The sequence below is a fragment of the Leifsonia sp. RCC_180 genome, assembly GCF_058138205.1.
In genome coordinates, this window is the sequence record NZ_CP200340.1 from 926,109 (window position 1) to 940,986 (window position 14,878).

The following is a 14,878-nucleotide window of genomic DNA, read 5'->3' on the forward strand; positions in this document are numbered from 1 at the left end:
TCAGGACAGGATGTCTTTGGACGTGAACCGGCCGATGGCCAGCGCGCCGAAGACGGCGATGTAGCCGAGCTGCAGGAGCGCGTTGTCGCCGAACGAATCCCACGAGATCGGGTCGCGGAGCAGGTCGCCGAACCCCAGCCAGTAGTGGCTGAACAGCCACGGGTGCAGCCCCTCCAGCTGCGGCAGCTGGTCGAGCACTTGCGAGACGACGGCCAGCACGGCCGTCGCCGCCATCGCCCCGACCGGGACGTCGGTGAGGGTCGAGAGGAACAGCCCGATCGCGCACAGTCCCAGCAGCGACACCACGATGTAGAGGGCGATCAGGAGCAGCCGGACGTACGCCTCCCCCGGGCTCACCTCGACGCCCGACAGCAGGGTCACTGGACCGATCGGGAACAGCAGCATTCCGATCAGTGCGCCGGCGATCCCCACGACCAGCGCTGCAGCGATGCAGAACACCGCGCATCCCGCGTACTTCACCGCCAACAGGCGCAGCCGTCCGGCCGGGGCGATCACCAGGTAGCGGAGGGTGCCGTGGCTCGCCTCGCCCGCGATCGTGTCGCCCGCGACCACGCCGATCGTCAGCGGGAGGAACAGCGGGACGCACACGACGAGGGCGGTGAACGCCACGAACAGGCCGTTCGAGGTGATCTCGCTGAGGAAGGCCGGACCGCGCGAACTGCCCCCGGTCAGCCGCACGGCGACGGCGATCAGGATCGGGATGGCGGCCAGCGCGGCGAGCATCGCCCAAGTGCGCCAGCGACGGAACATCACCGAGATCTCGGACCCGAGGAGCGCCCAGCCGCCGGACGGGCGTTCCCGGCGCGCGGCGGCCGACGCTGCGGGATCCACGCGGTCGGGGTCGACCGTCAGCTCACTGCTCGACATCGAAGCCCTCCCCGGTGAGCTCCACGAAGCGCTCCTCCAGGCTGGATGCGCGCACTGCAAAGCCGCGGAGGCGGACGTCGTCTCGCACTAGAGCCGCAGCGAGCTCCTCGGGCGGCGGCGCACTCTCACCGAGGGCCGCCTCCACGCCCGAGCCGGTGACGACGGCCTCGAGACCGAAGCGAGCGAGCACGGAGACAGCGAGCGACGAATCCGGAGTCTCGACCGCGAGCCGCGGGCCGGACGCCTGGCGCAGCTCGTCGAGCGACCCCTGAGCCACCAGACGGCCCGTGCGCATGATCGCCGCGTGCGTGCAGACCTGCTCGATCTCGGCCAGCAGGTGACTCGACAGGAACACGGTCCTGCCTTCGTCGGCCAGCGACCGCACGAGCGAGCGCACCTCGCGCGTCCCTTGCGGGTCGAGCCCATTGGTCGGCTCGTCGAGCACCAGGAGGTCACGGTCGGTGAGCAGCGCCCCGGCGATCCCGAGCCGCTGCTTCATGCCCAGCGAGTAGGCGCGCACGTGCTTGCTCGCCGCGTGCGAGAGGCCGACGCGCTCGAGTGCCGCGCCGACCCGCGCACGCCGGGTCGCGCCCGGCGCGTAACGGTCGGCGGTGTCGCGGCGCAGGAGGTTGGCGGTGCCGGAGAGGTAGGGCGCGAACGCGGGTCCCTCGACGAGGGCGCCGATCCGCGGGAGCACGCGAGCTCCGCGGTCGGGCATGGCCTCCCCGAGCACCTGGATGGACCCGGCCGACGGCGACACCAGGCCCAGCAGCATCCGAATGGTCGTGGTCTTGCCCGAACCGTTCGGGCCGAGGAATCCGAACACGGATCCGCGGGGCACGTTCAGCTCGAGGCCGTCGACGACCGCCCGCGACCGGAAGCGCTTGGTGAGGCCGCTGGTCGCGATCGCCGGTTCGCTCACCGGCCGGTCGCTTGCGCCGCCGCCTGCAGGGCCGAGACCGGCACCGAGCCCGCGAGCACCCGGCCGTCGGCCGTCACGAGCACCGACACGATGGAGGAGCTGAGCGCACGCCCGCCGTCGACCGGCTGCGTCAGCTGCCCGAACAGCGGATCGTCGGCCACGGCGCTCGGAGCAGAGCCCGCAGGCAGTGCGACGATGGTCGCCCAGCCCGTGCCGGACACCGTCGGCTTCGGGTGCGAGCCCGCCGCATCCCGTACCTGGTCGCCCGTCGGCAGCTTCTGCTCGGTGACGGTCGCGCCCTTCGGCGGGGTGAACGAGAATATGGACGCGTCCGGCTTCTGGTCGCTGAAGGCGGTGAAGCCGGCCTCGAACGCCGGGCTGCTCGCGCCGCGCGCGGTCACGGAGACCTTCAACGGGATGCCCGTCTTGCCGTCGACCGCGATGGACACCGTCCCGATCAGGGTCGTGTCGGCCTTGGGCGTGAGGACGAGATCGTAGGCATCGCGTCCGGCGACCGACGTGTCGTCACCGAGCGAGACCTTCGTCGTCGGGTCGACCGCGGCGAGGAACCGCTGGGCGAGCTGAGACGGGGTGAGCGAGGTCGCGTCGGGAGCGGGCGACTCCTTCAGACGGGCCGGGATGGTGGCGTGCGCCACCATCTTGCCCGAGGACTGGTACAGCCACAGGTCGGAGCCGTCGCGGATCGCATCCCGTTCGGCCAGGTTGTCGAGCACCTCCACCCGCAGGCGCGACGGGCCGTCGACCCAGACCTTGGCGGTGTGATCGGCGAGGGCCAGCTCCAGCACATCGGCGGCGCTGCCGTCGTCCATGCCCTTCGAGGTGGTCACGGGCAGGCTCGGCAGCCCGAGCTCCGAATTCTGTTCGACAGTGCCCGAGAACGATTCGGTGTGGCTGGCCGCGACCAGCCGGAGCACGTCGGCCGGCGACTTCACGGGCAGGTCGCTCGCACCGGCAGCCAGTGGCGTGACGATCACAGCGGCCGCGATCGCGACCGGGACGACGACGGCGGGCGCCCAGCGCATCCAACGGTGTTCCATAGCCTGAGGATACGCGCGCGGCACCCCATCCGACCCTCCGGGTTGCATGGGAAAACCGGAGATCATCCGGTGGTCTGACGCGGCGTCATACCCCGGGAGGACGCCAAAAGGGCCCCGCCGGAGCGGGGCCCTTCTCGCCGGTGCTACAGGACGTCGCCGACCCGGTGCACGCGGATGTCGTTGGTGGTTCCGGGGATTCCGGGAGGGGAACCCGAGATGATGATCACCTTGTCGCCGTCGACGGCACGGCCGGTCGACTTGAGGGCCTCATCCACCTGCGCGACCATCTGGTCGGTGTGGGTGACGCGACCGACGACGAACGACTCGACGCCCCAGAACAGCGACATGCGGCGGCGCGTCGACTCCTCCGGCGTGAAGGCCAGGATCGGGATGCGGCTGCGCAGACGGGACATGCGACGTGCGGACTCGCCCGACTCGGTGAAGACGCAGAGGTACTTCGCCTCGACGAAGTCGGCGACCTCGACGGCGGCCAGCGTGATGGCACCGGACTGGGTGCGCGGGCGGGTGCCGAGCGGCAGGATGCGCTCCAGGCCGTGCTCCTCGGTGGAGGTCACGATCTTCGCCATGGTCTGCACCGTGACGGTCGGGTACTCGCCGACGCTGGTCTCGCCCGAGAGCATGACCGCGTCCGCCCCGTCGAGCACGGCGTTCGCGACGTCGGAGGTCTCTGCGCGGGTCGGGACGGGGCTGGAGATCATCGACTCCAGCATCTGCGTGGCCACGATGACCGGCTTCGCCGCACGGCGGGCCAGCTCGACCGCGCGCTTCTGCACGATCGGGACGGCCTCGAGCGGCAGCTCGACGCCCAGGTCGCCGCGGGCGACCATGATGGCGTCGAACGCCTCGATGATCTCCTCGAGCGCATCCACGGCCTGCGGCTTCTCGATCTTCGCGACGACGGGGACCTTGCGGCCCTCCTCCGCCATGATCTCGTGCACGCGCTCGATGTCCTTGGCGTTGCGGACGAACGACAGGGCGATCAGGTCGGCGCCGAGCTTCAGACCCCAGCGCAGGTCGGCCTCGTCCTTGTCGGACAGGGCCGGCACGTTCACCGCGACACCCGGCAGGTTGATGCCCTTGTTGTTCGAGACCGGACCGGCGACGATCACCTCGGTGGTGACCACGGGGCCCTCCACCTCGACGACCCGGACGCGGACCTTGCCGTCGTCGATCAGCAGGAAGTCGCCCGGCTTCACGTCGTTCGGGAGGCCCTTGAACGTCGTGGAGGAGATCTCCTTGGTGCCGATGATGTCTTCGGTGGTGATCTTGAAGATGTCGCCCTCGGCGAGGTCGTAGGGGCCGGCCTCGAACTTGCCGAGGCGGATCTTCGGGCCCTGGAGGTCGACGAGGACCGCGACCGGCTTGCCGGCGTCGTCGGCAGCCTTGCGCACGTTGGCGTAGACCCCCTCGTGCACCTCGTAGCTGCCGTGGCTCAGGTTCATCCGGGCCACATCCACACCCGCGTCGATGATCGCGCGGATGTTGTCATAGCTTGAGGTCGCGGGCCCGAGGGTCGCGACGATTTTCGCCCTTCTCATGCTTTTCTGTTCGCTCCGTTGTTCTGCGCCGACGGCGCGTGGTTCGGTGGTTGCGCCCGGTCGTGCGGGCATCTCCTCGTTCAGACGAGGATGCCGCGGTCGGTGGGACGGATCGGAGACGGCAACTGCGTCTCCCCTTCAAGATACCGGTCAACGGCCGCGGCCGCTGCCCGGCCCTCTGCGATAGCCCACACGATGAGCGACTGACCGCGGCCGGCGTCGCCGGCGACGAAGACGCCCTCCTGCGAGGTCTGGTACTCGCCGTCGCGCGCGACGTTGCCGCGCTCGTCGAACGGCAGCCCCAGCTGGCCGGAGAGGTCCTGCTGCTCAGGGCCGGTGAAACCGAGGGCCAGCAGCACCAGGTCGGCCGGGATCTCGCGCTCGGTTCCTGCCTTCGGCACGCGCCGGCCGTCCAGGAACTCGGTCTCTGCCACGCGAAGCGCGCGGACCTCGCCGAACTCGTTGGAGAGGAACTCGACGGTCGACGCGAGGAACTCGCGCTGGCCGCCCTCCTCGTGCGCCGACGACACCTCGAACAGGGTCGGGGTCATCGGCCACGGCTGGTGGCCCGGACGCTCCGACGGCGGCTGCTTGCCGATAGCGAGGTTGGTGACGCTGGCCGCGCCCTGGCGGTGGGCGGTGCCGATGCAGTCCGCACCGGTGTCGCCGCCGCCGAGCACGACGACATGCTTGCCGTCCGCCGTGATCTGGTCGGCGATGCCGTCGCCGGCGCCCGCCTTGTTCTGCTGCACCAGGTACTCCATGGCGAAGTGGACGCCGGCGAGGTCGCGGCCCGGGATGGGCAGGTCGCGCGGCACCAGAGCGCCAGTGGCGACCACGACAGCGTCGTAGCGCGCGCGCAGGTCGTCCCAGGTGATGTCGACGCCGATGTTGACGCCCGCACGGAAGCGGGTGCCCTCGGCCATCATCTGGTTGAGGCGCGCCTCGAGGTGCTTCTTCTCCATCTTGAAGTCGGGGATGCCGTAGCGGAGCAGACCGCCGATGCGGTCGTCCCGCTCGTACACGGCGACGGTGTGACCCGCGCGCGTGAGCTGCTGGGCGGCGGCGAGGCCGGCGGGGCCGGAGCCCACGACGGCGACGGTCTTGCCGGTCAGGCGCTCCGGCGGGTGCGGCTGCACCCAGCCGTTCTGCCAGGCCTGGTCGATGATCGAGACCTCGACCTGCTTGATCGTGACGGCCGGCTGGTTGATGCCGAGCACGCACGACGACTCGCACGGCGCCGGGCAGAGACGCCCGGTGAACTCGGGGAAGTTGTTGGTCGCGTGCAGGCGGTCGATCGCCTGGCGGCCTTCCCCGCGCCACATCAGGTCGTTCCACTCCGGGATCAGGTTGCCGAGCGGGCAGCCGGAGTGGCAGAACGGGATGCCGCAGTCCATGCAGCGGCCCGCCTGCCGGCGCAGCTGCGCGGCATCCTGGTTCTCGTAGACCTCTTTCCAGTCCATCAGCCGGACGGAGACCGGCCGCCGCTTCGGGAGCTCCCGCTCCGTGGTCTTCAAAAAGCCCTTAGGGTCAGCCACCAGTCACCTCCAGTTCGACGGAGCCTTTAGGATCAGACAGCATCATCCGCCAGTCACCTCCAAGATTCGGTTCCACACGATGTCGCCGTCGGGGTCGAGCCCCTCGTCGACGGCTTCCTGCCGCATCTGCAGCACCGCGGCGTAGTCGCGGGGAAGCACCTTTACGAACTTCGCGACGGTCGCGTCGAAGTCGTCGAGCAACTGAGCGGCGAGCGTCGATCCGGTCTCGGCGACGTGCTGCTCGAGCAGGTCGCGGACGATCTCGATGTCGGCGCTGCCGAGCGGCAGCACCTCCAACTCACCGGTCGCGAGCGCATCGCGGTTGACGCGCTCGCGCTTCAGGTCGTACACGTACGCTGTGCCGCCGGACATGCCCGCGCCGAGGTTGCGTCCAGTGCTCCCGAGGATCACCGCGAGGCCACCGGTCATGTACTCGAGCGCGTGGTCGCCCACACCCTCGACGACCGCGGTCGCGCCGGAGTTGCGCACCAGGAACCGCTCACCGACGATTCCACGGATGAACATGCTGCCCTGCGTCGCGCCGTAGCCGATCACGTTGCCCGCGATCACGTTGCGCTCGGCGGCGAAGACGCTGTCGCGCGGCGGCCGCACGACGATCTGGCCGCCCGACAGCCCCTTGCCGACGTAGTCGTTGGAGTCGCCCTCCAGCCGCAGCGTGATGCCCGACGGGAGGAAGGCTCCGAGCGACTGACCGGCCGAACCGGTGAGGGTGATATCGATCGAGCCGGCGGGCAGGCCGTTCTCGCCGTGGCGGACGGTCACCTCGTGCCCGAGCATCGTGCCGACGGCGCGCTCGGTGTTGCGGATCGGCAGATCGAGCTCGATCCGTCCGCCCCGCTCCAGCACGTCGCGGGCGGCATCGATGAGCTGGACGTCGAAGTGCTTCTCGAGCTCGTGGTCCTGGGCGCGGCCGTTGCGCCGCGGCGCCTCCGGTCCGAACGCCGGACCGTGCAGGATGGGCGCGAGGTCGAGGCCCGACGCCTTCCAGTGGTCGATCGCGCGGTCCACATCCAGAAGCTCGGCGTGGCCGATGGCCTCCTCCAGGCTCCGGAAGCCGAGTGCGGCGAGGTACTCGCGCACCTCCTCGGCGATGAACTCGAAGAAGTTGACGACGAACTCCGGCTTGCCCGAGAACCGCGCGCGCAGCTCCGGGTTCTGCGTGGCGACGCCGACCGGGCAGGTGTCGAGGTGGCAGACGCGCATCATGACGCAGCCGGACACGACCAGGGGCGCGGTCGCGAAGCCGAACTCCTCGGCGCCGAGCAGCGCGCCGACGATGACGTCGCGCCCGGTCTTCAGCTGACCGTCGACCTGCACGACGACGCGCTCGCGCATCCCGTTCAGCATGAGGGTCTGCTGCGTCTCCGCCAGGCCGAGCTCCCATGGTGTGCCCGCGTGCTTCAGCGAGTTGACCGGGGAGGCGCCCGTGCCGCCGTCGTGGCCGGAGACCAGGATGACGTCGGCCAGCGCTTTAGCCGTTCCCGCAGCGACCGCGCCGATGCCCGACTCGGACACCAGCTTGACGTGGACGCGGGCGCCCGGGTTGGCGCGCTTCAGGTCGAAGATCAACTGCTTGAGGTCTTCGATCGAGTAGATGTCGTGGTGCGGCGGCGGCGAGATCAGGCCGACTCCGGCGGTCGCATGCCGGGTGCGCGCGACCCACGGGTACACCTTGGTCGGCGGCAGCTGGCCGCCCTCACCGGGCTTCGCACCCTGAGCGAGCTTGATCTGGATGTCGTCGGCGTGCGTCAGGTACATCGACGTCACACCGAACCGGCCGGAGGCGACCTGCTTGATCGCGCTGCGGCGCTCGGGGTCGAGCAGACGGTCGAGGTCTTCGCCGCCCTCACCCGTGTTCGACTTGGCGCCGAGCCGGTTCATGGCGATCGCGAGGGTCTCGTGCGCCTCCTTCGAGATGGAGCCGTAGCTCATCGCGCCGGTGGAGAAGCGCTTGACGATCGAGGCGACGGACTCGACCTCCTCGAGCGGCACGGGCGGCCGCTCCCCCTCCTTCAGCGAGAACATCCCGCGGAGGGTCATCAGCGACTCGGACTGGTCGTCGACGAGCTTCGTGTACTCGCGGAACACGTCGTACCGCCGAGTGCGCGTCGAGTGCTGCAGGCGGAACACCGTCTCCGGGTTGAACAAGTGCGGCGAGCCGTCGCGGCGCCACTGGTACTCGCCACCGGTCGCCAGGCGCTCGTGCGCGAGGGCCGCACCCTCGGCGGGGTAGGCGCTCTCGTGCCGCGCCAGGTTCTCTGCGGCGATGACGTCGATCCCGACGCCGCCGAGCTTGCTGGTCGTGCCGGTGAAGTACTGGTCGACGAACGCCTGGCTGAGGCCGACCGCCTCGAACGCCTGAGCGCCGGCGTAGGAGGAGACCGTCGAGATGCCCATCTTGGACATGATCTTCAGCACGCCCTTGCCGAGCGCCTTGATGACGTTCTTGACCGCCTTCTCCGGGGTCACGCCGGTGATCATCCCGCTGCGGACGAGCTCCTCGCAGGTCTCCATCGCCAGGTACGGGTTGATCGCCGAAGCGCCGTAGCCGATGAGCAGCGCGACATGGTGAACCTCGCGGACGTCGCCCGCCTCCACGATCAGGCCCACCTTCATGCGGGTCTCCGAGCGGATGAGGTGGTGGTGCACCGCGGCCAGCATGAGCAGCGACGGGATGGGCGCGAGGTCCTTCGTGGAGTCGCGGTCGCTCAGGACGATGAACTTCGCGCCGGCGGCGATCGCCTCATCCACCTCGTCGCACATCTCGGCCAGGCGGCGCTCCAGCGCGTCCGGGCCGGCGTCCGAGCGGTACAGACCGCGGACCGTGGTGGTCAGCGTGCTGCCCGGCCGCGGGTCGATGTGCTGGATCTTCGCCAGCTCGTCGTTGTCGATCACCGGGAAGTCGAGCACGACCTGCTTGGCGTGCTCCGGACCGGCGTCGAGGAGGTTGCGCTCGGGCCCTAGGCCCAGCTTCAGGGAGGTGACGACCTCCTCGCGGATGGAGTCGAGCGGCGGGTTGGTGACCTGCGCGAACTGCTGCGTGAAGTAGTCGAACAGCAGGCGCGGGCGCTCGGAGAGCACCGCGACGGGCGTGTCCGATCCCATGGCGCCGAGCGGCTCGGCCGCGGTCGTCGCCATCGGCTTCAGGAGGACGCGGACCTCCTCCTCGGTGTAGCCGAACGTCCGCTGGCGGCGCACGATCGACGCCGGGGTGTGGACGATGTGCTCGCGCTCCGGGAGGTCCTTCAGGTTGATCCGGCCCTCGTCCAGCCACTCGCCGTAGGGCGCGCCGGCGGCGAGTTCCGACTTGATCTCCTCGTCCTCGATGAGACGGCCCGCGACCGTGTCCACCAGGAACATCCGGCCCGGCCGCAGCCGGCCCTTCCGCACGACGCGGCTGGGGTCGAAGTCGAGCACGCCGATCTCGGACGCGAGCACCACCAGGCCGTCGTTGGTGACGACGTAGCGGCCCGGGCGCAGCCCGTTGCGGTCGAGGGTCGCACCGACGAGCGAGCCATCGGTGAAGACGATCGCGGCCGGCCCGTCCCACGGCTCCATGAGCATCGAGTGGTACTCGTAAAAGGCGCGGCGGACCGGGTCGATCTCGGTCTGGTTCTCCCAGGCCTCCGGCACCATCATCATGACGGCGTGCGGGAGCGGGCGACCGCTCAGCGAGATCAGCTCGACGACCTCGTCGAAGGAGGCCGAGTCGCTCGCGCCCGGCGTGACCACCGGGAAGATGGGACGCAGGTCGCCGAGCAGCTCGCTCTCGAGCTGCGACTGCCGCGCGCGCATCCAGTTGCGGTTGCCCTGCACGGTGTTGATCTCGCCGTTGTGCGCGATCATGCGGAACGGCTGTGCGAGCGGCCACGACGGGAACGTGTTCGTCGAGTAGCGGGAGTGCACCAGCGCGAGCTTGGAGGCGAAGCGCTCGTCCGACAGGTCCGGGTAGAACGGCTCCAGCTGGAGGGTCGTCACCATGCCCTTGTAGACGAGGGTGCGGCTCGACAGCGACGAGAAGTACAGGTCGAGCTCGCGCTCCGCGCGCTTGCGCAGGAAGAAGGTCTGGCGGTCGAGCTCGATCCCCGACGCCTGCTCGCCGTCCTCCCCGGCGCGGGTGGATGCGACGTACAGCTGCTCGATCACCGGCATCGCCTGGCGGGCCAGCGTGCCCAGTTCCTCGGGGCGCACGGGCACCTCGCGCCAGCCGAGGACCGTCAGCTGGTGCTCGGCGGCGATGCCCTCGAGCGCGGCCTTGATCTCGGCGCGCTCGTCCGCGCTGCTCGGCAGGAAGGCGTTGCCGACGGCGTAGCGTCCCGCGGCCGGGAGGTCGAACCCGGCGACGGCTCGCAGGAACGCGTCCGGAACCTGGGTGATGATGCCGGCGCCGTCGCCGGTACCGGCGTCGGAGCCGACCGCGCCGCGGTGCTCCAGGTGGCGCAGCGCCTCGAGTGCCGCATCGATGATGTCGTGCCCGGCCGTGCCACGCAGCGTCGCCACCATGGCGAGGCCACAGGCGTCCTTCTCGTGGGCAGGGTCGTACAGGCCCTGCGGGCCAGGCACGGTCCCGAAGCGGGAATGGGGAGGCTTGAGCGCCATCTGTCGACCGTCCTCACAGTGTCGTGGATGTGGGGATGTTGGGGTGCGGGGACGCCATCGGCCCGATGCTTGGGAGGAGGCCCGCCGCATCCACCGGGCTGTGTGCGGCCCGGTCTCTCGGTGCGGTCAGGTAGAAGGGATGATCGCCTCGACGGTTTGTCTACCGCCGCTCATGTGGCTTCGGATCGTCCGGAATCATCCGTTCGTGGGGCTTGTGGCCTTGGCCGAAGCGGACCCGGCAGGCACACCGTCGTCGTCGGCGGTGCCCTCGTCGTCCAGGTCCGTGTCGTCAGAGTCTACCTCAGCATCCGGACGGACCCATTCACGGCCCGGCCGGTAGGGGCTCGGCTCGAGGCCGGTGTGCCTGCGCGACTGGACGATGAAGATGATGACACCCAGGACGACCGCGACGAAGGCTGCCCAGACGTTGGTCGGGATGCCGAGGAACGAGAACTCGCTCGGGTCGATGCGGATCGACTCCAGGTACGAGCGGCCGAGGCCGTACCAGATCAGGTACAGCGCGAGGACCTTGCCCCACTGCAGGCGGAACTTCCGCTCCAGCAGCACGAGCAGCACGACGCCGATCACGTTCCAGATGATCTCGTACAGGAACAGCGGCTGGAAGAGCGTGTTGTCCGGTAGCCCGACCGGGATCGCCTTGTTGGTGGAGTCGATCTGCAGTCCCCACGGAACGTCGGTGGGCAGGCCGAAGAGCTCCTGGTTGAACCAGTTGCCGAGGCGGCCGATCGCCTGCGCCAGCAGCAGTGCGGGGGCCAGCGCGTCGGCGAAGGTCCAGAAGCGCAGGCCCGTCCAGCGGCAGCCGATCCAGGCGCCGACGGCACCCCCGATGAGCGAGCCGAAGATGGCGTTGCCGCCCTCCCAGATCGCGAAGACTTTCCACAGCGGCGCACCGTCGTAGAAGTAGTCGCCCGGGTGGGTCACGACGTGGTACAGCCGCGCGCCGACGATGCCGAGGACGATCACCGGGATCAGCACGTCGAGCAGCACGCCCGGCTCCGCGCCCCGCCTCGTCAAACGGCGCGAGGTCCAGAGGGAGGCGACGACGATACCGATCAGGATCATGATCGCGTACGTCTGGATGCGCCAGTGCAGACCGAAGATATCGATCGGGATCTGCTGCCACTCGGGCCCGGGGCTCGGGATGCTGGTGAGCCAGCTGCTCATGGTGAGGGCCACCGGATGACTACCTTTCGATCATGGGGAGGCGACGCGTGAGTCGCGAACTGCCCCCTTAGTTTAGGACGCGGTCAGGACCTGCTCGTGCCACCGGCGAGGGCGGCCGCCACTCGACCCGCTTCCGCCACGCCGCCGTCGCCGAGTGCCTTGACGAGCGCAGAACCGACGATCGCTCCGTCGGCATACTCCAGCACCTCGGCCACCTGGGCCGCCGAGGAGATGCCGAGGCCGACGCAGGCGCTCGTGGCGCCCGCCTCGCGGAGGCGGCCGACGAGGGTGCGCGCTGCCGCATCCACGTCGGTGCGTGCACCCGTGATTCCCATGGTCGAGACGGCGTAGACGAAGCCTCGGCTTGCCTCGACCGCCTGCCGCAGGCGGGCGTCGGTCGAGCTGGGAGCGGCGAGGAACACGCGGTCGAGGCCCACGCGGTCGGAGGCGGCGAGCCAGTCGGCGCCCTCGTCCGGGATGAGGTCGGGCGTGATGAGGCCCGCTCCCCCGGCCTCCGCCAGGTCGTCGGCGAAGCGCTCGACGCCGTACTGCAGCACCGGGTTCCAATAGGTCATGACGAGGACGGGGATGTCGACCTGCGCGGTGATCTCGCGCACGGCGGTGAAGCCGTCGCGCAGGCGGAAGCCCGTGCTCAACGCCTGCTGCGTGGCCGCCTGGATGACGGTGCCGTCCATCACCGGGTCGGAGTACGGCAGGCCCAGCTCGATGACGTCCACGCCGTTCTGGGCGAGCGCGACCGCCGCATCCACACTGGTGACGAGGTCGGGGAAGCCCGCGGGCAGGTACCCGATGAGGGCGCCGGCAGCGTCCGCGTTCCGCCGGGCGATGGTGTCGGCAACGCGGCTGGCCGTTGCCGCGCTCACGACTGCACCGCGCCAGCGTCGAGGAGGTCGAAGTAGTGGGCGGCGGTCTCCATGTCCTTGTCGCCGCGGCCGCTGAGGTTGACCAGGATGAGACCCTCCGGCCCCAGCTCGCGCCCGAGAGCCAGCGCGCCGGCGAGGGCGTGCGACGACTCGATCGCCGGGATGATGCCCTCGGTCCTGCTGAGCAGACGCAGCGCCGCCATCGCCTCGGCGTCCGACACCGGCAGGTACTCGGCGCGGCCGATCTTCGCGAGCCAGGCGTGCTCCGGCCCGACCCCGGGGTAGTCGAGCCCGGCGGAGATCGAATGCGACTCGATCGTCTGGCCGTCCTCGTCCTGCAGCAGCATCGAGCGGGCGCCGTGCAGAACGCCCGGGCGGCCCTTCGTGATCGTGGCCGCGTGGCGCGGGGTGTCAGCCCCCTCGCCGCCGGCCTCGTAGCCGATCAGGCGCACGTCTTCGTCGTCGAGGAACGCGTGGAAGATGCCCATCGCGTTCGACCCGCCGCCGACGCAGGCGACGACGGCGTCGGGCAGGCGGCCGGTGAGCTCGTGCACCTGCTCGCGCGCCTCTTCGCCGATGATCTTCTGGAGGTCGCGGACCATCGCGGGGAACGGGTGCGGGCCCGCGACGGTGCCGAAGATGTAGTTGGTGTGCTCGACGTTGGTCACCCAGTCGCGCATCGCGTCGTTGATCGCGTCCTTGAGGGTGCGCGAGCCAGTCTTGACGGCCACGACCTCGGCGCCGAGCAGGCGCATCCGGGCGACGTTCAGCGCCTGGCGCTCGGTGTCGACCTCGCCCATGTAGATGGTGCACTCCAGGCCGAACAGCGCGGCTGCGGTCGCGGTGGCGACGCCGTGCTGACCGGCGCCGGTCTCGGCGATGACGCGAGTCTTGCCGATGCGCTTGGTGAGGATGGCCTGGCCGAGCACGTTATTGATCTTGTGCGACCCGGTGTGGTTGAGGTCTTCGCGCTTCAGGATGATGCGCGCGCCGCCCGCGTGCTCCGCGAAGCGCGGCACCTCGGTGATGATCGACGGGCGGCCGGTGTAGCTGCGGTGCAGCTCATCCAGCTCGGCGTGGAACGCGGGATCGGCCTTCGCCTCCTCCCACGCCGCCGACAGCTCGTCGAGCGCTGCGACCAGCGACTCGGGGACGAACCGCCCGCCGAAGTCGCCGAAATACGGACCCTGCTCAGTGCGGAGGGACATCAGACTCCCAAGAACTCTTCGAGCGTGGCGACGGGGTCGCTCGTCACGAGCGCCTCGCCGACGAGCACCACATCGGCGCCCGCCGCCCGGTAGTGCGCGACATCGTCGGCCGACTTCACGGCCGACTCCGCCACGCGGATCACGCCGGACGGGATGCTTCCGGCCAGGCGGCCGAACAGATCCCGATCCAGCTCGAACGTCGTGAGGTCGCGGGCGTTCACGCCCACGAGCCCGGCGCCGGTGTCAAGCGCCCGGCTCAGCTCGTCGGCCGAGTGCGCCTCCACCAGCGAGGTCATGCCCAGCTGGGTGATCAGCTCGTGCAACTCGACGAGGCGCTTCTGGTCGAGCGCCGCCACGATCAGCAGCACCAGGTCGGCCCCGGCCGCGCGGGCCTCGAACACCTGGTACGGATCGCTGACGAACTCCTTGCGCAGCACCGGGATGGACACGGCCTCACGCACCGCCTCCAGGTCGGCCAGCGAACCGCGGAACTTCCGCTCCTCGGTCAGCACGCTGATAGCGCTCGCACCACCGGTCTCGTACGAGACGGCGAGGGCGGCCGGGTCCGGGATGGCGGCGAGCGACCCGCGGGACGGGCTCGCGCGCTTCACCTCGGCGATGATCTTGACGCGCTCGGCGGGAGCGAGCGCCGCGAGGGCGTCCAGCGCCTCAGGGCGGGCCAGCGCTGCGGCCTCCACCTGGGCGAGCGGACGCTCGCTCCGTCGCCGGTCAGCGTCCTCGAGCGCGCCGGCGACGAGGTCGGCCAGCACGGATCAGTGACCCTTCGGGGTGTACTTGGACCCGCCCACTCCGTAGCCCGCGCGCTTCATGACGCCGCCGACGATGAGGCCGATCACCGCGAGTCCCGCGGCGGCCCAGACGATGATGGGAGCGTCGTAGAAGAACGCGATCGCACCGATGGTGAACGCCACCAGCATGATGATCACGGCGGTCCACGCCGCCGGCGAGTGACCGTGACCTGGCTCGACTGACTCGCTGCTCATGGGACTCCTGCA

General features: G+C 70.1%; 11 protein-coding genes. All 11 read right to left on the minus strand.

Going from position 1 to position 14,878, the window contains the following annotated elements; all coding sequences use genetic code 11:
* Nucleotides 1-888 carry an ABC transporter permease gene (locus AB7E03_RS04590; protein ID WP_489939721.1) on the minus strand — a complete coding sequence of 296 codons (888 nt, stop codon included), beginning with the start codon at nt 886-888 and terminating at the stop codon, nt 1-3.
* Nucleotides 875-1,810 carry an ABC transporter ATP-binding protein gene (locus AB7E03_RS04595; RefSeq protein ID WP_489939723.1) on the minus strand — a complete coding sequence of 312 codons (936 nt, stop codon included), beginning with the start codon at nt 1,808-1,810 and terminating at the stop codon, nt 875-877. The genes AB7E03_RS04590 and AB7E03_RS04595 overlap by 14 nt, the downstream gene beginning before the upstream one ends.
* Entirely contained in the window at nt 1,807-2,868 is a 1,062-nt protein-coding gene (locus AB7E03_RS04600) for a LolA family protein (RefSeq protein WP_489939725.1), read from the minus strand. Before AB7E03_RS04600 ends, AB7E03_RS04595 begins: the two co-directional genes overlap by 4 nt.
* A 143-nt stretch (nt 2,869-3,011) precedes the next feature.
* A complete protein-coding gene (gene pyk / locus AB7E03_RS04605) occupies nt 3,012-4,427 on the minus strand; it encodes a pyruvate kinase (RefSeq protein WP_489939727.1) in 1,416 nt (471 codons plus the stop codon).
* Nucleotides 4,428-4,507: 80 nt separating this feature from the next.
* Nucleotides 4,508-5,965, minus strand: a complete 1,458-nt coding sequence (locus tag AB7E03_RS04610) for a glutamate synthase subunit beta (protein ID WP_489939729.1) — start codon at nt 5,963-5,965, stop codon at nt 4,508-4,510.
* 42 nt (nt 5,966-6,007) lie between these two features.
* Nucleotides 6,008-10,585, minus strand: a complete 4,578-nt coding sequence (gene gltB, locus AB7E03_RS04615) for a glutamate synthase large subunit (protein ID WP_489939731.1) — start codon at nt 10,583-10,585, stop codon at nt 6,008-6,010.
* A 195-nt stretch (nt 10,586-10,780) separates the two neighbouring features.
* Complete coding sequence (lgt, locus tag AB7E03_RS04620) at nt 10,781-11,770, minus strand: prolipoprotein diacylglyceryl transferase (RefSeq protein ID WP_489939733.1); 990 nt, start codon at nt 11,768-11,770, stop codon at nt 10,781-10,783.
* 83 nt (nt 11,771-11,853) lie between these two features.
* Entirely contained in the window at nt 11,854-12,654 is an 801-nt protein-coding gene (gene trpA / locus AB7E03_RS04625) for a tryptophan synthase subunit alpha (RefSeq protein ID WP_489939735.1), read from the minus strand.
* Complete coding sequence (gene trpB, locus AB7E03_RS04630; RefSeq protein ID WP_489939737.1) at nt 12,651-13,862, minus strand: tryptophan synthase subunit beta; 1,212 nt, start codon at nt 13,860-13,862, stop codon at nt 12,651-12,653. The genes trpA and trpB overlap by 4 nt, the downstream gene beginning before the upstream one ends.
* The gene (trpC, locus tag AB7E03_RS04635; protein WP_489939739.1) at nt 13,862-14,632 is read right to left on the minus strand and encodes an indole-3-glycerol phosphate synthase TrpC; all 771 of its coding nucleotides are present in this window, start codon (nt 14,630-14,632) and stop codon (nt 13,862-13,864) included. Before trpC ends, trpB begins: the two co-directional genes overlap by 1 nt.
* Nucleotides 14,633-14,635: 3 nt before the next feature.
* Nucleotides 14,636-14,866 (minus strand): DUF6704 family protein, encoded by a 231-nt coding sequence (locus AB7E03_RS04640; protein ID WP_441782072.1) that lies wholly within the window; start codon nt 14,864-14,866, stop codon nt 14,636-14,638.
* Nucleotides 14,867-14,878: the final 12 nt, after the last annotated feature.

Excerpts from the sequence above, each read along its gene's own strand:
- AB7E03_RS04590 (WP_489939721.1), bottom strand. The coding sequence starts at position 888 with ATGTCGAGCAGTGAGCTGACGGTCGACCCCGACCGCGTGGATCCCGCA.
- AB7E03_RS04600 (WP_489939725.1), bottom strand. The coding sequence starts at position 2,868 with ATGGAACACCGTTGGATGCGCTGGGCGCCCGCCGTCGTCGTCCCGGTC.
- pyk (WP_489939727.1), bottom strand. The coding sequence starts at position 4,427 with ATGAGAAGGGCGAAAATCGTCGCGACCCTCGGGCCCGCGACCTCAAGC.
- gltB (WP_489939731.1), bottom strand. The coding sequence starts at position 10,585 with ATGGCGCTCAAGCCTCCCCATTCCCGCTTCGGGACCGTGCCTGGCCCG.
- lgt (WP_489939733.1), bottom strand. The coding sequence starts at position 11,770 with ATGAGCAGCTGGCTCACCAGCATCCCGAGCCCCGGGCCCGAGTGGCAG.
- trpB (WP_489939737.1), bottom strand. The coding sequence starts at position 13,862 with ATGTCCCTCCGCACTGAGCAGGGTCCGTATTTCGGCGACTTCGGCGGG.
- AB7E03_RS04640 (WP_441782072.1), bottom strand. The coding sequence starts at position 14,866 with ATGAGCAGCGAGTCAGTCGAGCCAGGTCACGGTCACTCGCCGGCGGCG.